Source organism: Flavobacterium sp. J27, from assembly GCF_004303025.1.
Taxonomy (GTDB): Bacteria; Bacteroidota; Bacteroidia; order Flavobacteriales; family Flavobacteriaceae; genus Flavobacterium.
Genome location: NZ_PJQW01000014.1, coordinates 34468 through 57733 on the forward strand (window position 1 = coordinate 34468; position 23266 = coordinate 57733).

General features: G+C 31.5%; 19 protein-coding genes. 15 read left to right on the top strand and 4 right to left on the bottom strand.

Translation table 11 applies throughout. The features are described 5' to 3' along the window. Positions 1-7 precede the first annotated feature (7 nt). The 4 genes from CX675_RS16735 (at position 8) to hemL (ending at position 5026) form a co-directional block, all read left to right on the top strand. Positions 8-1918, top strand: a complete 1911-nt coding sequence (locus tag CX675_RS16735) for a T9SS type A sorting domain-containing protein (protein ID WP_130736400.1) — start codon at positions 8-10, stop codon at positions 1916-1918. 65 nt (positions 1919-1983) lie between these two features. Continuing rightward, complete coding sequence (locus CX675_RS16740) at positions 1984-2877, top strand: 1-aminocyclopropane-1-carboxylate deaminase/D-cysteine desulfhydrase (RefSeq protein ID WP_130736401.1); 894 nt, start codon at positions 1984-1986, stop codon at positions 2875-2877. Then, positions 2874-3740, top strand: a complete 867-nt coding sequence (locus CX675_RS16745; protein WP_130736402.1) for a glucosaminidase domain-containing protein — start codon at positions 2874-2876, stop codon at positions 3738-3740. Before CX675_RS16740 ends, CX675_RS16745 begins: the two co-directional genes overlap by 4 nt. Then, positions 3740-5026 (top strand): glutamate-1-semialdehyde 2,1-aminomutase, encoded by a 1287-nt coding sequence (hemL, locus tag CX675_RS16750; protein WP_130736403.1) that lies wholly within the window; start codon positions 3740-3742, stop codon positions 5024-5026. The genes CX675_RS16745 and hemL overlap by 1 nt, the downstream gene beginning before the upstream one ends. A 26-nt stretch (positions 5027-5052) precedes the next feature. Here hemL and CX675_RS16755 read toward each other — a convergent pair whose 3' ends face one another. Continuing rightward, positions 5053-5376: a hypothetical protein gene (locus CX675_RS16755; protein ID WP_130736404.1), complete on the bottom strand. Its 324-nt coding sequence runs from the start codon at positions 5374-5376 to the stop codon at positions 5053-5055. Positions 5377-5455: 79 nt separating this feature from the next. Further along, positions 5456-5881, bottom strand: coding sequence for a Spy/CpxP family protein refolding chaperone (locus tag CX675_RS16760; protein WP_130736405.1), 426 nt, complete (start codon positions 5879-5881; stop codon positions 5456-5458). Between the two features lie 130 nt (positions 5882-6011). Here CX675_RS16760 and CX675_RS16765 point away from each other — a divergent pair, with 130 nt between their 5' ends. The 4 genes from CX675_RS16765 to CX675_RS16780 all read left to right on the top strand — a co-directional run bounded on the left by CX675_RS16765 (position 6012) and on the right by CX675_RS16780 (position 9437). Further along, positions 6012-6386, top strand: coding sequence for a hypothetical protein (locus tag CX675_RS16765; RefSeq protein WP_240723675.1), 375 nt, complete (start codon positions 6012-6014; stop codon positions 6384-6386). A 102-nt stretch (positions 6387-6488) separates the two neighbouring features. Continuing rightward, a complete protein-coding gene (locus CX675_RS16770) occupies positions 6489-7268 on the top strand; it encodes an MbnP family protein (RefSeq protein ID WP_130736406.1) in 780 nt (259 codons plus the stop codon). A gap of 164 nt (positions 7269-7432) precedes the next feature. After that, positions 7433-8470: a cytochrome-c peroxidase gene (locus CX675_RS16775; RefSeq protein WP_130736407.1), complete on the top strand. Its 1038-nt coding sequence runs from the start codon at positions 7433-7435 to the stop codon at positions 8468-8470. A 16-nt stretch (positions 8471-8486) separates the two neighbouring features. After that, positions 8487-9437: a transporter gene (locus CX675_RS16780; RefSeq protein WP_130736408.1), complete on the top strand. Its 951-nt coding sequence runs from the start codon at positions 8487-8489 to the stop codon at positions 9435-9437. A gap of 43 nt (positions 9438-9480) precedes the next feature. Here the strand turns inward: CX675_RS16780 and lysS are convergent, their stop codons facing one another. Further along, complete coding sequence (gene lysS / locus CX675_RS16785) at positions 9481-11178, bottom strand: lysine--tRNA ligase (RefSeq protein ID WP_130736409.1); 1698 nt, start codon at positions 11176-11178, stop codon at positions 9481-9483. Between the two features lie 237 nt (positions 11179-11415). On the opposite strand from lysS, the gene CX675_RS16790 reads away from it, so the two are divergent. Together CX675_RS16790 and lipB are read left to right on the top strand one after the other, a co-directional pair. Then, positions 11416-12186: a hypothetical protein gene (locus tag CX675_RS16790; RefSeq protein ID WP_130736410.1), complete on the top strand. Its 771-nt coding sequence runs from the start codon at positions 11416-11418 to the stop codon at positions 12184-12186. Then, positions 12179-12883 carry a lipoyl(octanoyl) transferase LipB gene (gene lipB / locus CX675_RS16795; protein ID WP_130736411.1) on the top strand — a complete coding sequence of 235 codons (705 nt, stop codon included), beginning with the start codon at positions 12179-12181 and terminating at the stop codon, positions 12881-12883. Before CX675_RS16790 ends, lipB begins: the two co-directional genes overlap by 8 nt. Before the next feature lie 10 nt (positions 12884-12893). Here the strand turns inward: lipB and CX675_RS16800 are convergent, their stop codons facing one another. Then, complete coding sequence (locus CX675_RS16800; protein WP_130736412.1) at positions 12894-13553, bottom strand: ribonuclease HII; 660 nt, start codon at positions 13551-13553, stop codon at positions 12894-12896. A 199-nt stretch (positions 13554-13752) separates the two neighbouring features. On the opposite strand from CX675_RS16800, the gene CX675_RS16805 reads away from it, so the two are divergent. The 5 genes from CX675_RS16805 (at position 13753) to CX675_RS16825 (ending at position 23205) form a co-directional block, all read left to right on the top strand. Continuing rightward, positions 13753-16923 carry a TonB-dependent receptor gene (locus tag CX675_RS16805; RefSeq protein ID WP_130736413.1) on the top strand — a complete coding sequence of 1057 codons (3171 nt, stop codon included), beginning with the start codon at positions 13753-13755 and terminating at the stop codon, positions 16921-16923. 10 nt (positions 16924-16933) lie between these two features. Continuing rightward, the gene (locus CX675_RS16810; protein WP_130736414.1) at positions 16934-18406 is read left to right on the top strand and encodes a RagB/SusD family nutrient uptake outer membrane protein; all 1473 of its coding nucleotides are present in this window, start codon (positions 16934-16936) and stop codon (positions 18404-18406) included. Between the two features lie 12 nt (positions 18407-18418). Then, the gene (locus CX675_RS16815) at positions 18419-19183 is read left to right on the top strand and encodes a hypothetical protein (protein ID WP_130736415.1); all 765 of its coding nucleotides are present in this window, start codon (positions 18419-18421) and stop codon (positions 19181-19183) included. A gap of 73 nt (positions 19184-19256) precedes the next feature. Beyond that, the gene (locus tag CX675_RS16820; RefSeq protein ID WP_130736416.1) at positions 19257-21185 is read left to right on the top strand and encodes a S8 family serine peptidase; all 1929 of its coding nucleotides are present in this window, start codon (positions 19257-19259) and stop codon (positions 21183-21185) included. A 97-nt stretch (positions 21186-21282) separates the two neighbouring features. Further along, a complete protein-coding gene (locus CX675_RS16825; RefSeq protein ID WP_130736417.1) occupies positions 21283-23205 on the top strand; it encodes a putative porin in 1923 nt (640 codons plus the stop codon). Positions 23206-23266: the final 61 nt, after the last annotated feature.

A 23266-nucleotide genomic window follows, 5' to 3' on the forward strand; every position in this document is an offset into this window, starting at 1 on the left:
CTTGATTATGAGAAAAGCATTATTTTATTTTTTGTTTTTATTTGTTTTAGACTTAAATGCTCAAATGTATGTTAGTCCAAACAGCTATGTTTTTGTAAATGACGCTTATGTGTATGTTGCACAAGATGTAAATCTAGATAATAATGGTAATTTTTATTTAAGAAATAAATCCCAGTTATTACAAGGAAATACAGCAACCAGTTTAAATAGTGGTTTAGGTAATTTATCAGTTTTTCAAGAAGGAACTTCAAATAATTATGGCTATAATTATTGGTGTTCGCCAGTAGGTGTTCCTGCTGCATCTGTAGGGAATGCTAGTTTTGGAATTACAAGGTTGTTTAGGCCTACTGCCATAACAACGAGCTCAGCAGCTACTATTTTACCAGCTTCATCTTTAAATGGGGTGTCTTCAAGTTCTTCTCTTTCCATAGCAGCGAGATGGGTTTATAAGTATGTTCAGTCAAATCAATATGGACAATGGGCATATGTGGGCGATAATTCTAGTTTAAATGCAGGTGAAGGATTTACTATGAAAGGTGTTTCAGGTTCAGATACAGTTGTTGCTGATAGCAATGAAGGTGTAGCAAATAACCCTGGTAATAATCAGCGTTATGATTTTAGAGGGAAACCAAATGAAGGAACTATTTCTATTCCTGTAGGAACACTCGCAGGTCCAGATTATCCTAATAGAACTTTAACAGGGAACCCTTATCCTTCAGCGATAAATTTAAATTTATTCTTATTAGAAAATAGTGGTTACACTGTAAATTATTCTACTGGAGCCTACTCTTTAACGGGTTCACCAGTCATTAATGGAAATGCTTATTTTTGGGAACATCAAAAGCCAGCTACTTCTCATTATGTATCACAGTATGTAGGAGGTTATGGTGTGTATGTAGCCAATGGAGCCACTGCTTTTTCTCCAGGAACGTATACCTCGCCAACATGGAATACTTACAATGGAGATGGTACACCTAATACTACTGGATCTTCGGCTGGAAGTGCTTATGTAAGAATGTTTACACCAGTAGGACAAGGGTTTAAAGTGCAAGGGGTTGCTGTAGGAAATGCACAGATGAGAAATCGTTATAGAGCCTTTGTTAAAGAGGGTGTGGCTAGTAATTCTCAATTTGAACGTAATGCAAATGCAACATTGAGTAGTGGTAATTGGGATGAAATTCCTAATGTAGCTAATGTTGATTATACGCAATTTAGCAAAGGACAAGTCCCTCAGTTTAAAATTCATACGATTATGAATGATGAGTATACTAGAGAAACTGCCTTAGCTTTTAATAATTATGCAACCGATGGATATGATATTGGATTAGATGCAATTACTCCAGAAGCTAATCTGCCAAGAGATATGTATTTTCCTTTAGATGCTGACAAGCAGTTTGTTATTTCTACGATGACGTTCGATATAGATAAAAAAATACCAGTTGCTTTTAAAGCTGATGTTCAAACTTTGTTTAATGTGACCGTTAATGAGTTGATTAATTTTGATTTAGCTAATGAAATCTACATACATGACAAAGAAGCTAACTTGTATTATGACATCAAAAATAGTTTTTTTAGCGTTACATTAGATCCAGGAGTATATAAAACACGTTTTGAGATTACTTTTAAATCAAATACAGCTACTTTAGATTTAGATGACAATGCTGTGGTAAATTCTTTTCAGGTTTATCAAAATAATGATAATCAGCAGCTAACCATTTTTAATCCTTTACAAAAAGATATTCAATCGATAAATCTATTTGATGTAACTGGTAAAATGGTTGTTAGTAAAAGAAATTTAGGAAATTCGGAAGAAATTCAAGTAGTTACAAGTGGTTTAAGCGATGGAGTTTATTTTGTGAAATTAGCTACACAAGATAATTTGCAAATAGATAAGAAAGTTTCTATAACAAGAAAATAATATTTACCCTTTATTTATTCTTTTAAACCTCGATTAGTATCGAGGTTTTTTTGTTATTTTGCAAAGTGAATCAAAAAATAGATATAAGCTTACCAAATAATATAGAATTGTATATTAAAAGAGACGATTTGTTACATCCTTATATATCTGGAAATAAGTTTAGAAAATTAAAATATAATATACAAGAAGCGCTCAATAAAAAAGCGAAACTACTCATTACTTTTGGAGGAGCATATTCAAATCATATTTTAGCTGTAGCTGCTGCTGGTAAAGAGTATGGTATAGCTACATTGGGAATTATTAGAGGAGAGGAATTGGAAAATAAGATTATCGAAAATCCAACGTTATCTTTAGCAAGTAGTTTTGGAATGCAATTTGATTTTATTTCCAGAGAAAAGTATTCACAAAAAGAAGACGCATCCTATCTAGAAGAATTAAAAATAAAATTTGAAGGGGGCTATATTTTACCTGAAGGAGGAACAAATGATTTAGCAATCAAAGGATGTGAGGAAATTTTAGTGCAAGAAGATGTTCAGTTTGATTATATCTGTTGTGCCGTTGGAACAGGAGGAACATTGTCAGGAATAATTAATGCTTCAACAAAGCATCAGAAAATAATTGGTTTTTCTGCTTTAAAAGGGGATTTTTTATCAGAAGTGATTTGTAAATTTGTATCTAAAAAAAATTGGAATATAAATAACGAGTATCATTTTGGAGGTTATGGAAAAGTTTCAGACGATTTAATAACTTTTTTAAATGAATTTTATAAAACTACAGGAATACCTTTGGATCCAATTTATACGGGTAAAATGATGTATGGAGTTTTACACATGATTCAAAAAAATAAATTTCCGAGTAATAGTAAAATTTTATTGATTCATACAGGAGGTTTACAAGGAATAAAAGGAATAAATACAATTAGATTAAAAAAGAATAAAGCGCTATTACAATACGAATGATTAAGAAACTAATTTATATTTGCATGGCTTGTTTTATTTTTAGTTGTGGTGCTTCTAAAAGCAAAAAAACTACTGCTAATAGAAATAAAACAGTAACTACAAGAACAATAACTACAGCTAAAAAGCCCAATCCAGTAAGTAACAACCCAAATGCTACTTCAGAGGAAATAACAGAACAAAGTGAGGAACTTGAAGCAACATCTAAAGTTTCTGTTACTTATAGCAGTGTGAATGCTTACATCGACTCTTTTAGAGAAGTAGCTAAACAAAATATGCAACAATATGGAATACCAGCTAGTATTATTTTAGCCCAAGGTATTTTAGAATCTGGTGCTGGAAACGGAAGACTTTGTAAAGAAGCAAATAATCATTTTGGAATAAAATGTCATAAAGAGTGGAATGGACCATCGATTACTCACGATGACGACGCTGCACAAGAATGTTTTAGAAAATACCAAGACCCAGCAGACTCTTATAGAGATCATTCGTTGTTTCTTACTTCGAGAAGTAGGTATAATAAATTATTTGACTTAGATAAAGATGATTTTAAAGGATGGGCAAAAGGACTTAAAGCCGCTGGATATGCTACAGATCCAAAATATCCATCCAAACTCATTGGAATTATTGAAAGGTATGAATTAGATAAATATGATAAAGAGGTCTTAAAAGGTAAAACAATCGATTCTCAGGAAAGAAATGAAGTGTTGCTAGCCTCAAAAAAGGATACTTTTTACATCATACAACAAGGAGATACGCTTTATTCATTGTCAAAGAAATTCAATGTATCTGTAGAAGAATTAAAAAAAATAAATGGACTAAAAGATAATTCGTTGTCTATTGGTCAAAAAATTAAAGTTAAATAATGTTATACAAAAGAAGTAATCAGTTATTTGTAGAGGCAAACCAAGTAATACCTGGAGGAGTAAACTCACCTGTTAGAGCTTTTAAGGCAGTTGGTGGCACTCCAATTTTTATAAAAGAAGCCAAAGGAGCTTACTTGTTTGATGAAGACGATCGAAAATATATAGACTATATTAATTCTTGGGGACCAATGATTTTAGGTCATGCATATGAGCCAGTTGTAAATGCAGTTATAGAAAAAGCAAAGAAAGGTACCTCTTTTGGTACACCTACAGAATTAGAAACTAAAATAGCAGCATTAGCAGTTTCTATGGTGCCAAATATCGACAAAATACGTTTTGTTAGCTCAGGTACAGAAGCTTGTATGAGTGCCATTCGTTTAGCAAGAGGTTTTACAAAAAGAGAAAAAATAATTAAATTTTCGGGTTGTTACCATGGGCATTCAGATTCTTTTCTTATTGCTGCGGGTAGTGGAGCAAGTACATTTGGTGTTCCAAATAGTCCTGGTGTAACTACTGGAACAGCTAAAGATACTTTATTAGCAAAATATAATGATATAGATAATGTTAAGGCTTTATTTGAAGCCAATAAAGATGAGATAGCGGCTTTAATTATTGAACCAGTTGCGGGAAATATGGGTTGTATTCCTCCTAAAGAAGGCTTTTTAAGTCAATTAAGAGAAGTTTGTTCTAGTAATGGAGCATTACTTATTTTTGACGAAGTTATGACGGGATTTCGTCTTGCAAAAGGCGGAGCACAAGAATTATATGATGTTGTTGCAGATATTGTCTGTTTTGGAAAAGTTATTGGTGGAGGCTTGCCTGTAGGTGCTTTTGCTGCTAGAGAAGAAATTATGAATTTTTTATCGCCTTTAGGTCCTGTATATCAAGCAGGAACTTTGTCAGGAAACCCATTGGCTATGGCTGCGGGTTATGAAATGTTAAAATCATTACATGAAGATGCTACAATTTTTCAAAGACTAGAAGAAAAGACCGCTTATTTAGAAAAAGGAATACATAAAGTTTTATCTGAAAATAAAGTTCAATTCACTATTAATAGAGTAGGGTCTATGATTTCGGTTCATTTTGATGCTGCTCCTGTGTATGATTTTGAAACGGCTAAAAATGGAGATAATGCAATGTTTAAAAACTTTTTCCATGCATTACTTGAAAAAGGAATTTATATTGCTCCTTCAGCATATGAAACTTGGTTTATTACAGATGCATTGACTTATGAAGATCTGGATTATACCATAAACACAATTAAAGAAGTAACAGTGACAATATAAAAAAAACCTGCTTAAAGCAGGTTTTTTTAGTTAACTACTCTTTCATAAAGAGTTGTGTTTTTTTTCAATTTTTCAAATTTCTCTGGAGTTAAAGAAGCTTGTAATTTTTTAGATATTTGATTAGAAATAATTTTTTTTCTTTCAGCATCAGTAGTTAGAGCTTGTTCCTCGTACTTGTGATAAAATAATCTGAAAAAATCAGTTTCTTCTTTATCTCCTAATTCTAATAAAGTAACTACATCTTTGCTGTCTTTTTTAGCTAAAGCTGTAAATTTTTCGTTTTTTTCTTGAGCATATGAATTTAAACCGAATGCAAATAATAAAACAAAAATAGCTAGTATTCTTTTCATTTTTAATGGATTTATTGGTTATAAGGTATCAAATCTAAATTAATTTTAGCTTTAATCCAAAAAAAATGTCCTCTTTTATTTATTTCTTATTTCTTTTTCTTTCTCTCATATGTTCTTTAGCCATTTCTTTTCTTTCATTTTGATTTTTTTCCCAATTTTCCATTTGCTCAGGAGTTAGAACTTTTGATAGACTTTTTTTGAATTCAGTATGGTTTTCTTCCATTTCTTGCTTCATTTTTTGTCTCTCTTCACGATTCTTTTTTTCTTGAGACGCCCTCGCTTCTTTCATCTCTTCTCTTTTCTTTTCTCTCTTTTTCATTTGAGTTTCAAGAATAGGTTTTAACTTTTCCTGTTGCTCATTGGTAAGGCTTAAATCAGTGGTCATTTTTTCTAATTGTTTAGCCACTTTTTCTTCCGAACTTAATTTTTCTCTTTTCATTTCCTTGTTTTGTGCCATACTAACTGTACTAAAAGCTAAAACTAATGCTAACATTATTGTTCTCATAATTCTTTTTTTTAATGTTTATATCTATTAGATACTTAAAATTTTAAAAGGTTTAATTAACACGGAAAAATGATTCATATCATGCCTTCATTAAGTCAGTATTATGTATATTTGCTTCGTGAAAAAAGCAATGTTCCTTTTAGCATTATTTATACTGGTAAGACCAGTAATTCCAGTATTGGATTATATTGTTAATTATGAATATATAGCAACAGAATTATGCGAAAATGTAGCCAAACCAGAACTAAAATGTAATGGAAAGTGTCATTTAGCCAAAGAGCTTGCTAAAGCTTCAGAATCAGAAAAACCTATTTCATCCAACAAAAAAAATGGACATCAAGAAATCGAAGTTTTATTTTGTAACGAAATAGAAAGATTGAACATTCTTTTTAAAGATTTCTTTTTAATCCAAGAAAAAGACGTTTTTTATCAGAATTTGTATCAATCTGTTGCTACATATTCCATCTTTCATCCTCCCATTTTACATCTTAATTTTTTTAATTAATTACAGATAGGTTTTATATCAATCTGAGAACACTTATGTTCAAAATTTTCTAAGGTTTTGCCTTGGAGCAATTACTCATATATAAAATTTTAAAAATAAAAGATGAAAAATTCATTAAAAAATATAGCAATCGCAATGGTTGCTGCTACAACTTTACTTTCTTGTTCAAACGAAGACGATACAACTACTAATGGTACAGGTACACTAAAAGTAGAATTTGATAACATTTATGGCGATGCCAATTTTGCATTTAATACACCTTATACAAACTCTAACGGAGAAATTATTAAGGTAACCGATGTGGTTTATATCGTAAGCAATATCGTTTTAACCAAAGAAGATGGGGCTACTTATACAGTGCCTAAATCCGATAGTTATTTCTTTGTTAATGAAGCAGATGCTGCTAGTACTTTGCTTTCTTTACCTAATATTCCAGCGGCAAACTACACGAAAATTTCTTTTGGAATTGGGGTTGATGAAGCCCAATTTAATATGGGTGGCACAGGACAAGGCAACTTATGGGAAAGAGCCGATGTTTTGGGAATGACTTGGTCTTGGGCAGCGGGTTATAAGTTCGTTAAATTTGAAGGAACCTATACTTCGCCTAGTTATACCGATGCTAGTTTTATGGTTCATACTGGGAAAACTGGGGAAATTTACAATTATGCTGAAGTAAGTTTAAATTTACCAGAGAAGGCTTTAGTACGCACTACAATTACACCTCAAATCCACATTATGTCAAATTTAAAAGACATTATCGACGGAACTACAGTGGTTAATTTCGAAGATGGTGGCATGGTTATGGGTGGAGCCAAAGTGCAAAATATTATGGCAAATAATGTACCCAACATGTTTGAAGTACATCATGTACATAATGATTAATTGTATATAGAAGCCATTCCTGCTTTACAGTACTAGTCCTCGGTTGTATCGTTTATTTTCTACAATTTTTAAAAGAGCTTCTTAGGTCGCTTTTTAAAAATAAGAAAATATAATGATACACCCTGCGGGCTATTCCTTTCAATCAGGGCTAAAATCCTAAAAAGATGAAAAAAATAGTAATTGTTGCAGTCTTATTGTTATTTGTAAGCTGTAGTTCCGATAAAGATTCGGAATATCAAAATATACCTATAAATTATCAAATACCCAGTAACTTTCCTCCTTTGGCTTATACTATGGAATACAATCCTTTAACAGAAAAAGGATTCGAATTAGGAAAAAAAATCTTTTATGACGGCCGATTGGCTTCAGATGGCGTGGTGGCGTGTGGTTTTTGTCATATTCAAGAAAATGCTTTTACACATCACGGGCATACATTTAGTCATGGTGTGGGAGAAGGCATTGGAACACGCAATGCACCACCTATTCAGAATATGGCTTATCAAACCCAGTTTTTCTGGGATGGAGCAGCTAATCATATCGAATTGTTGTCTATGAATCCTATTTCGAACGAAGTAGAAATGAACGGGAACATTGGTAACATTATAACCATGATGCAAAATGATTCCCAATATAAAAAGCTTTACCAACAAGCATTTGAAAACGGTGTCATTAATAGTGAAAATATGCTAAAAGCCTTAGCGCAATTCATGACGATGCTTACTTCTTCTAATTCGCGTTTTGATAAATATAGAAGAAACGAGGCAGGAGGAGTACTTACTTCTGAGGAATTAGAAGGTTATGCTCTTTTTAATCAAAAATGTGCAAGTTGTCATGCTACCGATATTTTTACAGATAATTCGTTTCGAAACAACGGTCTATCAATTAATCCTCAAATTCAAGATAATGGAAGATATCATGTAACAGAACTTGAAGAAGATCGGTACACGTTTAAAGTTCCTAGTTTACGGAATATAGAAAAAACGGCACCTTATATGCACGATGGTCGTTTTTTTACTTTAGAAGCAGTCTTAGATCATTATTCCAATGGAGTTGTAAATACACAAAATTTAGATTCTAGTTTAAATCAAAATGGTGTTTTAGGAATTTCCTTAGCAAACGATGAAAAAATAAAAATTATCGCTTTCTTAAAAACATTAACCGATAATGAGTTTTTGACAGATACGCGTTTTGCAGAATTTTAAAAAATGAAATATACAGATGAAAAAAATAATGCTATTTATAATAATTGGGTTTTCAATGACTTATGCTGCCGAAAAAGATAGTTTAGTTACGGAAAATCCTTTTAAAAGATATTACAAATTATTAGATGATTGTGATGCTTGCGGTTGTTCTGCGAGTGGTGGAAGTATGGGTTTTTCCTCGATGTTAAATCCTAATTTTATTGGAGTTCGTTATTTTTATCAATCCTATCAAAGTACAGATGGGTTGTATAGCAATTCACCTTGGTACAACGAAAATTTTAACACCATTCAACTTTGGGGAAGAATACCAGTTACTACTAAAATTCAAGTTTCTTTGCTTTTACCTTATCAATTTCATAATCGAGAATCAAATACAGGTGGCCAATCTATTTCTGGTCTAGGAGATCTTACAGCTTTAGGATTTTATTCCATTGTAAAAACAAAGAAGGATTCCTTAACGTTTAAACATCATGTTTTGTTGGGTGGTGGTGTAAAAATACCAACAGGAAAATACAATGAGTCAAACAATGGAAGTGTTAATCCAAGTTACCAATTAGGAACTGGAAGTTGGGATTATATTGTAGCAACAGAATACATATTTCGAAAAAAACAAATCGGTTTCAATGCGATGTTGAATTATACTATTAAAACGGAAAATGAAAAAAACTATCGTTTTGGGAACCAATTTAATTATGGCGGTACCTTTTTTTATGTTGTAGCTAACGAAAGTTTTTCTTTTGTGCCTCAGCTAGGTTTTGCAGGAGAAGTGTATGAAAGTAATTACCAACACCAACAAAAAGTAAGAAATACTGAAGGAGATATTTTGTTTGGGAAAATGGGTTTTGAAATTGGTAAAAATAGATTCTCTTTGGGAGCCAATGCTATGTTGCCGATTCATCAAAATTTAACAGGTGGAAATGTAGAAGCTAATTATAGGTGGAGTATCCATTTTAATTATAGTTTGTAAACAAAAAAGGAACTCAATTGAGTTCCTTTTTTTATTTAAATAATTATTTTCCTAAAAATTCAGCAATTTTTGCATCGCCTTCCACTTTAATTTTCATTAAACCATGTTTCACGATACCTTTGCTTGCAGCATCCCATTTTTTCCCGCTTAAGCCTGCTTTTTCTTTTAAATCACCTATTGAGATTCCTTCGTTAGCTTTTAAAAGTTCAAGAATATGTTTTTCATCTTCCGTTAATTCCGGGCCTTTTTTTTCTGGTCGCATTTGCGGGAAGAATAATACTTCTTGAATCGAAGCATTGTTTGTTAAGAACATCATTAAACGATCCATACCAATCCCTAAACCAGAAGTTGGAGGCATACCATATTCTAACGCTCTTAAGAAGTCTTCGTCAATAATTCCGTTGGCTTCATCATCTCCTTTTGCAGCTAATGCCATTTGGTTTTCAAAACGTTCTCTTTGGTCAATAGGATCATTTAATTCCGAATAGGCATTGGCAATCTCTTTTCCACAAACCATCAGTTCAAAACGTTCGGTTAAATCTGGATTATCTCTGTGGGATTTACATAAAGGAGACATTTCTTTTGGATAATCCGTAATAAAGGTAGGTTGGATAAAATTACCTTCACATTTTTCACCAAATATTTCATCAATTAATTTTCCTTTACCCATGGTATCATCTACTTCAATCCCCATAGATTTTGCAGCTTCAAATAATTCTGCTTCAGTTTTTCCTGTAATGTCAAAACCAGTAAATTGTTTGATAGCATCGGTCATGGTAACACGAGCATAAGGCGCTTTGAAATCTACTTTTTTGTCTCCAAAAGTAACTTCCGTTGTTCCATTAACTTGTAATGCGCAATATTCTAATAGGTTTTCGGTAAATTCCATCATCCAGTTGTAGTCTTTATAAGCTACATAAATTTCCATAGCTGTAAATTCTGGATTGTGCGTTCTGTCCATCCCTTCATTACGGAAATTTTTAGAAAATTCATATACACCATCAAAACCACCTACGATTAATCTTTTTAAATACAATTCGTTAGCGATTCTCATGTATAATGGAATGTCTAAACTATTATGATGTGTGATAAAAGGTCTAGCTGCAGCACCACCAGGAATCGCTTGTAATACAGGAGTTTCCACTTCCATATAACCTGCATTGTTGAAAAAAGTACGCATCGCATTAAATAATTTGGTACGCTTAACAAATACTTCTTTTACCTGAGGGTTTACTACTAAATCTACATAACGCATTCTGTATCGCAATTCTGGATCCACAAAAGCATCAAAAACATGACCTTCGTCATCCGTTTTAGGTAATGGTAAAGGACGTAATGTTTTACTTAAAAAGGTAAGATTTTCTACACGAATACATTTTGCACCCACTTTCGTAGTAAATAATTCCCCTTCAACCCCTATAAAATCACCTAAATCGGTTAATTTTCTAAAAACTTGATTGTATAATGTTTTGTCTTCGTTTGGGCAAATTACATCACGATTCAAATACAATTGAATACGTCCTTCACTGTCTTGTAATTCAGCAAAAGCAGCTTTACCTTGGTCACGAACACTCATTAAACGTCCAGCCACTACAACTTTCTTACCTTCTTCAAAAGTTTCCTTAATCTGCTTCGATGTTTCTTTTACAGGAAATAAATCTGCAGGATAAGGGTTGATACCAAGTTCGCGCAAAGCTGTAAGCTTGTCTCTTCTAATGATTTCTTGTTCTGAAAGTTGCATATAAATTCTTTTTAAGCGTGCAAAGATAAGTATTAGTTTAAAAGTTTAAAAGTATAAAACTTCAAAAGTTTGCATTTTATTTGGAGCGAAGGTTTGTCTTGTTTTTGCGCACTATTTTCCTGCCATTCGTTCTATCTTTTTTGTTATTAAAAAAAGATGTTAAAATGCAAAAAAGGATGTTACTTCTGTCAGGGCTATACTAGAAAGTATTTGTATATTTGTATCAAATTTGTAAAAATGAAAAAAATAATCTTTCTTATCGGTATATTATCTGTTTTAGTGAGTTGTAAAATTCAAGAAACAATAGCTGTCAATGAATTGAAAGAAGTAGATTTAAAATACGGTTTTGATTTTTCACCTATGTTAAAGCTAGGGAAAAAAGAAGGTGAAGCTAAGAAAAATCAAAAAGTGTATGATACAGTTTTAGATTTCAAAGCGTTGTTAGCGGAGCATAAAGATAGTATTGCAAAACTACCAGATAGTGTTAGAACCCAATTAGAATTTTTAGCCGATTTTGATATTCATATGAAAGTTGATGAATCAAAAGATATTTTTCTTTACGAAATGGGTATGAAACTGCCTTCTTTTGAAGCCATGTCTAAAGATATGAATCCTTTTAAAAGTATAGGAGCTTTGTCAAAAATGGATAAAAGTTTGGCTATGGGAGCAGATAAAGCAGATGACGATAAGGAAAACTATGAAACGACTTATACCTATAATGAGCGTTATTTTGAAAAGAAAATTGTTTCCAAAATAAAGAAAAAGAAAGAAAAGAAAAAATTATCTGAAAATGAAGAATTAGGAGAGGATGAGTTTTCAAAACAACTTAAAGAGGCATTGAAAGAATGTTCGTATGTTATGAAATATACCTTTCCTAAGAAAATAAAATCGGTTTCTTTAAAGAACGCAAAAATAAGTGAAGATAAAAAATCTTTTACGTATGAAATATTGTTAGATGATTTAGAGAATCAAGAAGATTTAAGTTTTAAAGTGCAATTTTATGAATAAGAAAATAAAACTTCAGGATTTAGGTAAAAAAGACTACAAAGAAACTTGGGATTACCAAGAAGTCCTTTTTAAAGAAATAGTAGATCAAAAAATACAAAATAGAAGAGAAGAAACAGCGATTGAAACATTCAATTATTTTCTCTTTGTAGAGCATCCGCATGTGTATACGTTAGGAAAAAGTGGTGACATTGAAAATTTATTGCTTTCTGAAAAACAATTGGAAGCGAAAGGTGCTACTTTTTATAAAATTAATAGAGGAGGAGATATTACCTATCACGGACCGGGTCAAATTGTGGGTTATCCAATTTTAGACTTGGAAAATTTCTTTACCGATATACATAAATATTTGCGCTTTTTGGAAGAAGCGATTATTTTGACTTTAGCTGAATATAATATTGTAGGAACTAGAAGTGAAGGAGAAACAGGTGTTTGGTTAGATGTAGGTACTCCTTTTGCAAGAAAAATTTGTGCAATGGGAGTTCGTGCTAGTCGTTGGGTAACCATGCATGGATTTGCTTTGAATGTGAATGCAGATTTAGGTTATTTTGATAATATAATTCCTTGTGGGATTAAAGGAAAAGCAGTTACTTCAATGCATGCTGAATTGAATACTCATGTTGATGAAGCTTTGGTTAAAGAAAAAATATTAAAACATTTTAAAGTATTGTTTGAAAATGAATTTGTATTAGTTTCTTAATGAATTGAAATTATAAATCTAAAGTTAATTGTTCTGGAAGGAGTTTAAAGCTCATTCTGTGGTATTTGCACGGCCCGTATTTTTTTATAGCTTCACGGTGTTCTTTTGTGGGATATCCTTTGTTTTTTTTCCAATTATACATAGGAAATTCTTCATGAATTTTGTCCATGTATTCATCTCTGTAGGTTTTAGCAAGAACTGATGCGGCAGCAATACTTAAGTATTTTGAATCTCCTTTAATAATACTTTGATTCGGAATTTGTTTTAAAATTGAAATTTCTTCATCCGTAAATATTTTCCCAAACTTGTTTTTTAGGCCTAATTTAGAAAAGATAGGTCTGTTCCCGTCTACTATAATAAATTCTGGAAGAGGTTGTAATTGTAAAATGCTTTCTTGCATGGCTTTCATTGAAGCATTCAAAATGTTTATTTCATCAATTTCTTGATGGTGTACATGAGAAAAAGAAAATGATAAGGCTTCAGCTTCAATAAAAGGTCTAAGTTTGAAGCGATTTTTTTCAGACACTTGTTTTGAGTCGTTTAAAGTATTTGATTCAAAGTGTTTAGGTAAAATTATTGCTGCAGCTGTTACTGGTCCAGCTAAACAACCTCTCCCTGCTTCATCTGTTCCGCATTCAAGTGTTAAATTACTGTAACTTTTAATTAACATTTTATTTTTTTGACAAAAATATAGTTTTTAACGCAACCTTTTTGAATTTTTATTATCTAAAAAGTAGTATTGATTAGTTTAATGCAATTTAATAATTAAATATTTAACATTTTAAAAAAGTAATATTCCGAAGTATTATTTGGTTATTTAAGAAATTATTAAGAAGTTTGCGAAATAACTAACTCAAATAAAAATTAATATGAGATCGAAGTTTAAATGGATTTTCTCGCTTTTATTAGCGTTTACAATGCAGTTTTCGTTCGCGCAAGAGAAAACTGTTACAGGTGTCGTTTCTGATGCTTTAGGCCCATTAGCAGGAGCTAATGTTATTGTTAAAGGTACTAATAAAGGTACTACTACTGATTTTAATGGAGGATACTCTATTAAAGCTAGCGCAGGTGATGTTTTAGTCTTTACTTATGTTGGTATGGATGATTCAACTATCACTGTTGGTGACTCAAACACGTATAATGTAACATTACAATCTGGAGTTAATTTAGAAGAAGTAGTAGTAGTTGCTTATGGTGTGCAAAAGAAAGAATCTGTAACAGGTTCGATAGCCGAGGTTAAATCTAAAGATATTGCCAAGATTACATCTGGTAACGTTTTGCAAGGTTTAGTAGGTAAGGTTGCCGGAGTTCAAGTAATTAACAATAACGGTATGCCAGGAGATCCTCCAGTTATTAGATTTAGAGGTATTGGGTCACTTAATGCTTCAGCTGCGCCTTTATATGTTGTAGATGGTGTGCCATTCAATGGAGATATCGCGTCTATTAGTTCTCAAGATATCGAGTCGATGACTTTCTTGAAAGATGCTTCTGCAGCGGCTCTTTATGGAAATAGAGGAGCGAATGGGGTTATCATTGTGACTACTAAAAAAGGAAAGTTAGGAGCAACTAAAATAACTTTTGATTCAAAAGTAGGTTTTGTTAATAGAGCTGTTAAGGAATATGATTTAATGACAGGTCAAAAAGAATATTACGAAGCATATTTTCAAGCGTATAAAAATGACTTGATGTTTAATGGTCCAAACTTACCAGAAGCTCAAGCTGCTGCATTAGCAGCTAATGACTTAATCACTGGTTCTAATGGTTTGAACTATAATGCTTACAATGTTCCAAATGATCAATTAATCAATCCAGCAACAGGACAATTAAATCCTAATGCAAGACTGAAGTATAATGAAGATTGGTCTGATTTTCTTTTTGGTGACGGTCTTTTTTCACAGTCTAATTTAAGTATATCAGGAGGTAATGAAAAAACAAAACATTTTCTGTCTTTAGGGTATGAAAAAAATGAAGGGTATGTAGTTAATTCAGGATTTGAAAAAATTACTTCGAGATTAAGTATTGATAGCCAAATTGCTAAGAATTTCAGAATGGGTGGAACTACAAGTTATACACACAATTCTCAAGATTACAATGATGGTTATACTGGAGGTAGTGCTTATAGTAATCCATTTGCTTGGACAAGAGCAGTTGCGCCAATTTACCCAGTTTATTTGTATGACAATGCAGGTAATCCTGTATTTGCTGCAAATGGTTCACAAGTTTATGATGATGGAACGGGTTATAATGGAACGCCAGGATTTCCAGTTAGACCTTATGGTTCATTGCAACATCCTTATGCTACAGCAATCTATGACATAAAAGAGTATAGAACAGATAACTTGTATTCTAGTGTTTTCTTAGATGTTGAGCTTTTAAAAGGATTAACATTTACATATACAATTACTGGGGATTTATTTACTCAATATGATAGAAGTTTAGATACTCCTTTATATGGAGATGCTGTAGGTGCTGGTGGACGTATAAGTTATTCAAATGATAGAAGAATAGCTTTAACTAATCAACAATTATTAAAATATGACAAATCATTTGGTAATCATAACTTTAACTTATTGTTAGGACATGAATCATTAGATAGAAGAAATGATTATGTTTCTGCAGATCGCTCTAAGTTGTTATTACCAGATAGTCCGTATGTAGATCAAGCGGGTGTACTTCAAGGGAATACTGGAGGAGGAAATTCGTATGCTTTAGAAGGTTTCTTCTCAAGATTAACATATGATTTCAATGGTAAATACTTTTTAAATGGTAGTTTCAGAAGAGATGCTTCTTCTAGATTTGCTCCTGAAAACAGATGGGGTAATTTCTATGGTTTAGGTGGAGCTTGGATAGCTTCTAAAGAATCTTTCTTAAGTGATGTAAGTTGGTTAAGTAACTTAAAATTAAAAGCAAGTTATGGAGAGCAAGGAAATGATAACATTGGTTTTGAATTGCCTTATTTATATAGTTATACTGTTAACGTAACTACAGATACATCTTTACCAATTTCTTTTACAGGTAGCCCAACACAAGAAAATAGAAATATTTCTTGGGAAAAGAATGCTAACTTGAATGCTGGTTTCGATTTAGGATTATTTAACAACAGACTTACTGTTGAAGCTGAGTTTTTCCAAAGAAAAATTTATGATATGTTGTATTTAAGACCATTAGGACCATCAGCAGGATATGTTAATATTCCTGAAAATAATGGTGATATGCAAAATACTGGTTTTGAAGTAACGCTTAATGCTGATATTATTAGAAAAGATAAATTTAATTTATCGTTCAATTTTAATACGACTCACTACGAAAATAAAATTACAAGATTGCCAGAAAGTCTTTTAAAAAATAATGGACAAGTTAATGGTTTGTATCTTCGTCAAGAAGGAGGATCAGTTTATGATTACTATTTAAGAGAATTTGTTGGGGTAAATCCAGTGAATGGTAATGCGCAATTTAAAACAAATTTTAATCCAACAACTGGTGTTCGTGAAGAAGGAGCTACCTTCATTACTGAAGATTATACAGAAGCAGAACAAAGGGAAACAGGAAAATCTGCTTTAGTTGATTTTTATGGTGGTTTTGGTTTAAATGCGGATTATCATGGTTTTGATGTAGGGATTAATTTTGCTTATCAAGTAGGTGGTTACGGATATGATGGTACATATATGGCAAGAATGTCTCCAGATAGAGGTGAAAATTTCCACAGAGATTTTGCAAATACTTGGACTCCTCAAAATACTTCTGCAACTTTGCCAAGAGTTGATATTGCTGATACGCGTTTAAATTATGGAACATCTACATTAGGACTTATTAAATCAGATTATTTAAGTATTCAAAACATTTCATTTGGATATACATTTGATTCTAAAGTAGCTGATGTTTTAGGTTTATCGCAATTACGTCTTTACGGTTTAGTTGATAATGTGCATTTATGGTCTAAAAGACAAGGTTATGATCCACGTTTAAGCTTAACGGGAGGAACAGATTCTAAATATTCTTTATTAAGAACAATTTCTTTCGGTTTAAATGTTCAATTTTAAAAAAAAAGATATGAAAAGAATTAGTTTATTATTAAGTATATCCGTTGTAGGTTTGTTGTCTTCTTGTTCAGATAGCTACACCGATAAGGATTTAAGAAGTGACGTTTCACAACAACAACTTCAAGGTTTAGCTGCATCTTCTCCAGAGGCTTTATTAACTATAGCATCAGGATTAGAAGCAGGGAATAATTTTTTCTTGAATGATTTCAATACTGCTGGTAATGGTAACATTCATGATGATTTTGGTTTAAAATCTATTCAGTTTGGATTAGATGAAATGTCTAATGATGTAGTTCAAGTGGCTAATCACTGGTTTGGTAATTATTACCGTTATACTGGTAGACAAGAAACAAATAGGGTGACTGACATGGTTTGGAAATTCTACTATAAAGTTATTTTCAACATGAACTCTACTTTAAAGTTAATTCCATCTGACGCATCAACAAGTGAGTTACGTTACTTAAGAGCAAGATGTAAAGCTATTAGAGGTTTTGCCTATTTTGACTTAATTAGAATTTATGGTAATGGGGAAACAGGTATTCCTATGTATGATGAAAATACATCTAGAACTGAAAGAGTACCAACATCTGAAATTAAAGCTTTGATTATAAGTGACTTAATGAGTGCTTATGATGAATTAGATGGGTATTCTAGACCATCTATTGTTCAACTTAATAAGAATGTTGTAGCTGGAATGCTTTCTAGATATTATTTAGAGTATGCTTCTAATAGTTCTGAATATCAATTAGCGGCACAATATGCTGCTGAAGCTAGAACAGGTTACACTTTAGATCCAAATAACATTAACTTTAACGATGCTAACTGGGATGGGATGTGTAATATCAATAATCCAGAGTGGTTATGGGGTGCTGATTTAAATACGAATACTTCAACTTACTATGCTTCTTTCTTCTCAAATGTTGGAAGTTTAAACCCAGGTTATGCAGGTTTATTACAAATTTTCAAAAGCGGTGATAAAAGATTAGTCGAGTCTATATCTGCAACTGATAAAAGAAAAGATTGGTTTGCGAGTGCAGGAAATGGTTTTGGAATACCTCAGTATGCAAATTTAAAATTCTATGATTTTACAGATTTTGAAGGAGATTATGTTTTCATGAGAGCTGCTGAAATGTATTTAAATGAAGCAGAAGCATTAGCTTTAGGTGGTGATGATGCAGGTGCAAGACAGGCTTTATATAATTTAGTATCTACGAGAGATGCTGCTTATACTTTGTCAAGTAATTCTGGTCAAAACTTATTAGATGAGATTCGTACTCATAGAAGAATAGAATTATGGGGAGAAGGTTTTGCTTTTTATGACATGAAAAGATGGAATCAAGGTTTGTTAAGAAATTATTCAGGTACTAATCATGCTACATTTGGATTATTAGATTACCCAGCTGGATCTGTTAAATTTATCTTCCAAATACCTATCTTAGAAATGAATAATAATATAGATATTGCACAAAATAATCCATTTTAAGAAGAATTTATTATGAAAAAAATATTTAAACTTTTATCATTATTCTTAATAGCAATTTCAGTTGTGAATTGTGAAGAATATGATGCAGGAACAGAAAATGCAAATCCTATTTTAAATTATGGATACAAATTTAAATCTGATAATTTTGATGTGCCAAGTACTAATCCTGAATATAAATTAGTTGTATTTGCAACTCAAACTTCAGAATCAAATAGAACACTACAAGTTATTTTAAACGAGACAGAATCTGTTTATGATCCAGGAGATGTAATTTCATATCCAACTTCAATAGTTATACCAGCTGGATCAAATTCTGGAGAAGGTACTATTGTTTTTGACTATGATAACCTTTCTTTTGCAATTGATGCTAATAATCCACCAAGATTGGTATTCGATTTAGTTTGGCCTAGTGACGGTGTTCGTAATATTACAGCAGAGACTACTACAATTTTTTATGTTAAAGAATGTCTTGATAATAAAGTAAATTTAAGTTTAGTTTTTGATGATTATCCTGAAGAATCTTATTGGGATTTATATTTGGACGGTAATTTATATGCCTCTACTGCAGCCGGTGATTATGATGGATTAGAAACAGCTACTCAAGATTTTTGTTTACCTGCAGGTAATTATACCTTTACTATGAGAGATGTATATGGTGATGGTATGTTTGATGGAACAAATACGGGTTCTTATACTATTAAATTAGGAAGTACAGTTTTAGGTTCAGGTTCAGGAAACTTCGGTGCAGCTCAATCAGTATCTTTTACTTTACAGTAATATTCTTAAATATATATTTTAAAAGCTGTCGAAAGACAGCTTTTTTTATACTTATGTTAAACTGTTATTAAAAATGAAAAAAATATTTTACTCATTACTATTTATTTCTGTTACTGGTTTTTCTCAATCATTAGATCAAAAGGAAATAATTATTAATAAATCTAATTTAGTAGGCTTAGATGCTACTAAGACAAAATTGATTGAATCTGATAAAAATAAAGAATCAAGAATCAATTTGTTTTTAAGTCATAATCCATTAACTAAGAAATCTTTTCATTCTGAGGGCGTTTTCTATCAAATTGTTGATGTTATAGATAATAAGCCTATATATGTAGCAACCGATAATGTTAATAGTGCAGCAGCCACTAGAACAAAATCATTACTACCAGGAGGTGATCTTGGGCTGAACTTAGAAGGTGAAAATATGCTTTTAGGTATTTGGGACGGTGGTCTTGTAAGAGTCGATCATGTAGAATTTAAAGATGATCAAGCTGTGCCTGTAACTAGAGTAACTACTCCTGAAACTCCTTTACCTAATCCACCAAACGATTCTCATGCAACACATGTTGCTGGAACTTTAATAGCAAAAGGAATTGATGTTAATGCAAAAGGTATGGCTCCAAAAGCAAATTTGGTTTCTTATAACTGGACTTCTGATATCTCTGAAGTGGTATCAGAAATTACAAATAATGCGTTATTACTTTCTAATCATTCTTACGGTGTTCCAGTGTTAGATGATGAAGGTAACCTAAATGCTCCAGTTTGGATGATGGGATGTTATAATTCTGATGCTAGAGATTGGGATCAAGTGGCATTTGATGCACCTTATTATTTAATGGTTACATCTGCTGGTAACTCGGGTGCAGATTCTTATTCTGGTGGTTTAGCTGAAGGTTATGATAAACTTACAGGGGAGAAAAATTCTAAAAATAATTTAGTAGTTGCAAATGCAAATCCTTTTGTTAGTCCTACTACAGGAATTTTACTTTCTGTCCCTATTAATGCTTCGAGCAGTCAAGGACCTTCAGATGATGGTCGAATTAAACCAGATATTACTGGAGATGGTACAAATGTGTATTCTTCTTATAATACTAATGCCACTTCTTATGCTACATTAACTGGTACTTCTATGGCATCACCAAATGTGGCAGGTTCTTTATTATTATTACAAGAATATTATAATGATTTACATGGTTCTTTCATGAGGTCTTCTACTATTAAAGGATTAGTTTGTCATACAGCTAGAAATGGAGGTTCAGTTGGGCCAGATCCTAAATTTGGTTGGGGACTTTTAGATGCTAAAAATGCAGCTATATTAATGCAAAATGCAAATGATGCAGTTCCTACAGCAATTCTTTCTGAAGTTACTCTTAATCAAGGAGAAACATTTGAAATAGACGTCAATGTATCAACAACTCAAAAACTCGAGGCTACTATTTGTTGGTTGGATCCTGTAGGCGTTGCTAAAGATAATCAATTAAATTCTCCAACTCCTGCTTTAGTGAACGATTTAGATATTAGAATTATTAAAGGAGCGGAGATTAATATGCCTTGGAAATTACAATTGTCAGACGTATCGGCTGCAGCAATAAAAGGGGATAACACAGTAGATAATGTTGAAAAGGTAGAAGTGGATAACGCTTTGGGTGTTTATACAATTCGCGTTACACATAAAGGAACTTTAAATTCTGGAGCTCAAAATTTTAGTTTAATTGCTTCTGGTTTTAATTCAGCTGTTTTGAGCGATAAAACTTTTGAAGAAAGTGATAAATTTGCTTTGTATCCAGTTCCTGCAAATGACATATTAAATATTGCAACTAATAATAAATTGATTAGTTCTTATAGTATTTATGATAGTCAAGGAAGAATTGTTAAAGATAATTATTCATTAAAAAGCATTGATTTTGTTTCTATCAATATTGAAGATTTGTCTAAAGGGATTTATTATGTGAAAATTATGTCAGAAGGAAAACAAATCCTTAAAAAGTTTATTAAGAAATAAATATTTAATAAATTTTATAAAATATTTAAGACCTACATTATTGTAGGTCTTTTTTTATTCCCTAATTTTCTTTTACATTTGCTCATATTTATTTGTAATGAAAAAAAATCTGATAATTTCTTTATTTTTAATTGTATTTTCAGCTTATTCTCAAAAAAGAGCAAGTAGTTTAGAAGGTGGTGTAGCAGATTCTACTAGAGTTTTTAACCCTGAGAAAAAAACTAAAGTAGAAAAACCACCTATAGATCTATATAAAATATATACATTACAAAAAGATACAACTTATTTAGATACTACGCTTTCGATTCAAAAAGAATATAAATTCAATTTGTTGCGAAAAGATATTTTTGGATTATTACCTTTTGCAAATGAAGGACATACTTATAATACATTGCAATATTCTCTAGTTAAAAAGAATGTAATGCCAAATATGGGATTTACAGGAAAGCATTTTAATTATTTAGAAGTTAATGATATTAAATATTATAATGTACCCACTCCCTTAAGCGATTTATACTTTAAAACGGTTATGGAACAAGGACAATCATTAGATGCCTTTTTAACTGTAAATACAAAACCAAATCTCAATTTTTCTATAGCTTATAAAGGATTGCGCTCTATTGGAAAATATATTAATAATATTTCAAGTTCTGGAAATTTTAGATTTACAACGAGTTATTTTACCAAAGATAAAAGGTATATTCTTAATGCTCATTTCGCGGGTCAAGACATTATGAATCAGGAAAATGGAGGTATTATAGATACTGCTGTTTTTGAGTTAAGTGAACCGCCTTTTAATGAAAGAGAACGTTTAGATGTTTATTATAATGATGCCACTTCATTATTAAAAGGAAACCGTTTTTTTATAGATCACTCATTTAAATTAAATAAAGAAAATCCAAATAGTTTAATTTTTTATCATCAGTTTAATCACGAATATAAATTCTTCAATTTTGAACAAAAAACAATAAGTGAAAGATTTGGTGATTCTTATTCTGTAGGAATCAATAATAAAACGAGATATAATCATTTGTACAATAAAGTAGGAGTTGGTTTTACAACTAAAAACTATGGGGAAATGAGTTTTTTTGTAGATGATAATGCGTATAATTATTTTTATAAAAGTTTGGTTTTTGACGGATCAGGCAATACTTTGGTGCCCAATGCGATTAATGATAGAATCAATTCTTTAGGTGGGAATTATACTTATTTTGGTTCGAATTTTAAAGCTAATCTTTTAGTTTCTAATGCAATTACAAATCAGTCTGTTTCAAATATACAGGCAACCTTAAACTACAAATTGAACGAGGATTATCAATTTCAATTTCAGTATCAAAAATTAAATACATTGCCCAATTTAAATTATACCTTATATCAAAGTGGGTATGTTGATTATAATTGGTCAAACCATTTTAATAATGAAAAAAGAAACCAGTTTCAATTATTAGCTAATACCAAATGGATAAACCTTGAAGCACAGTACACCATATTAAATGATTATCTGTATTTTGATAACATAACAAACGACATTACAAAATTGACAGTAAAACCATTTCAAAACCCTAATACAATAACGTATACTTCTGTTAAAGCTTCAAAGGACATTAAATTTTGGAAATTTGGATTAGATAATACCGTTTTATATCAAAATGTGGTGAATGCAGATAATACTTTAAATGTACCACAATTTGTAACACGAAATTCACTTTATTTTTCAGAGCATGTTTTCAAAAAAGCGATGTTTTTACAAACTGGAATTGTGTTTAATTATTTCACAAAGTATTATGCCAATGATTATAACCCACTTTTAGGAGAATTTTATGTTCAAAATGAAAGAAAAATAGGAGGCTTTCCAATGTTTGATTTTTTTATTAATGCCAAAGTACGTCAAGCTAGGTTATTTCTAAAAGCAGAACATTTTAATTCATCCATGACAGGCTATAATTTTTATTCAGCTCCTAATTATCCATATCGCGATTTTATTGTGCGTTTTGGAATTGTATGGAATTTCTTTAGTTAGAGGAAACGAAAGGTTTGGGTGTTCTTGTAATCCTTACACCTGCTGTTTGTTATAGTTCTTA

Bases quoted from the DNA above. Each gene is read 5' to 3' on its own strand.
- CX675_RS16805 (WP_130736413.1), top strand. From the start codon at position 13,753: ATGAGATCGAAGTTTAAATGGATTTTCTCGCTTTTATTAGCGTTTACA.
- lysS (WP_130736409.1), bottom strand. From the start codon at position 11,178: ATGCAACTTTCAGAACAAGAAATCATTAGAAGAGACAAGCTTACAGCT.
- hemL (WP_130736403.1), top strand. From the start codon at position 3,740: ATGTTATACAAAAGAAGTAATCAGTTATTTGTAGAGGCAAACCAAGTA.
- CX675_RS16810 (WP_130736414.1), top strand. From the start codon at position 16,934: ATGAAAAGAATTAGTTTATTATTAAGTATATCCGTTGTAGGTTTGTTG.
- CX675_RS16820 (WP_130736416.1), top strand. From the start codon at position 19,257: ATGAAAAAAATATTTTACTCATTACTATTTATTTCTGTTACTGGTTTT.
- CX675_RS16770 (WP_130736406.1), top strand. From the start codon at position 6,489: ATGAAAAATTCATTAAAAAATATAGCAATCGCAATGGTTGCTGCTACA.
- CX675_RS16745 (WP_130736402.1), top strand. From the start codon at position 2,874: ATGATTAAGAAACTAATTTATATTTGCATGGCTTGTTTTATTTTTAGT.
- CX675_RS16825 (WP_130736417.1), top strand. From the start codon at position 21,283: ATGAAAAAAAATCTGATAATTTCTTTATTTTTAATTGTATTTTCAGCT.
- CX675_RS16735 (WP_130736400.1), top strand. From the start codon at position 8: ATGAGAAAAGCATTATTTTATTTTTTGTTTTTATTTGTTTTAGACTTA.
- CX675_RS16780 (WP_130736408.1), top strand. From the start codon at position 8,487: ATGAAAAAAATAATGCTATTTATAATAATTGGGTTTTCAATGACTTAT.
- CX675_RS16775 (WP_130736407.1), top strand. From the start codon at position 7,433: ATGAAAAAAATAGTAATTGTTGCAGTCTTATTGTTATTTGTAAGCTGT.
- lipB (WP_130736411.1), top strand. From the start codon at position 12,179: ATGAATAAGAAAATAAAACTTCAGGATTTAGGTAAAAAAGACTACAAA.
- CX675_RS16760 (WP_130736405.1), bottom strand. From the start codon at position 5,881: ATGAGAACAATAATGTTAGCATTAGTTTTAGCTTTTAGTACAGTTAGT.
- CX675_RS16755 (WP_130736404.1), bottom strand. From the start codon at position 5,376: ATGAAAAGAATACTAGCTATTTTTGTTTTATTATTTGCATTCGGTTTA.
- CX675_RS16815 (WP_130736415.1), top strand. From the start codon at position 18,419: ATGAAAAAAATATTTAAACTTTTATCATTATTCTTAATAGCAATTTCA.
- CX675_RS16800 (WP_130736412.1), bottom strand. From the start codon at position 13,553: ATGTTAATTAAAAGTTACAGTAATTTAACACTTGAATGCGGAACAGAT.
- CX675_RS16765 (WP_240723675.1), top strand. From the start codon at position 6,012: ATGTTCCTTTTAGCATTATTTATACTGGTAAGACCAGTAATTCCAGTA.
- CX675_RS16790 (WP_130736410.1), top strand. From the start codon at position 11,416: ATGAAAAAAATAATCTTTCTTATCGGTATATTATCTGTTTTAGTGAGT.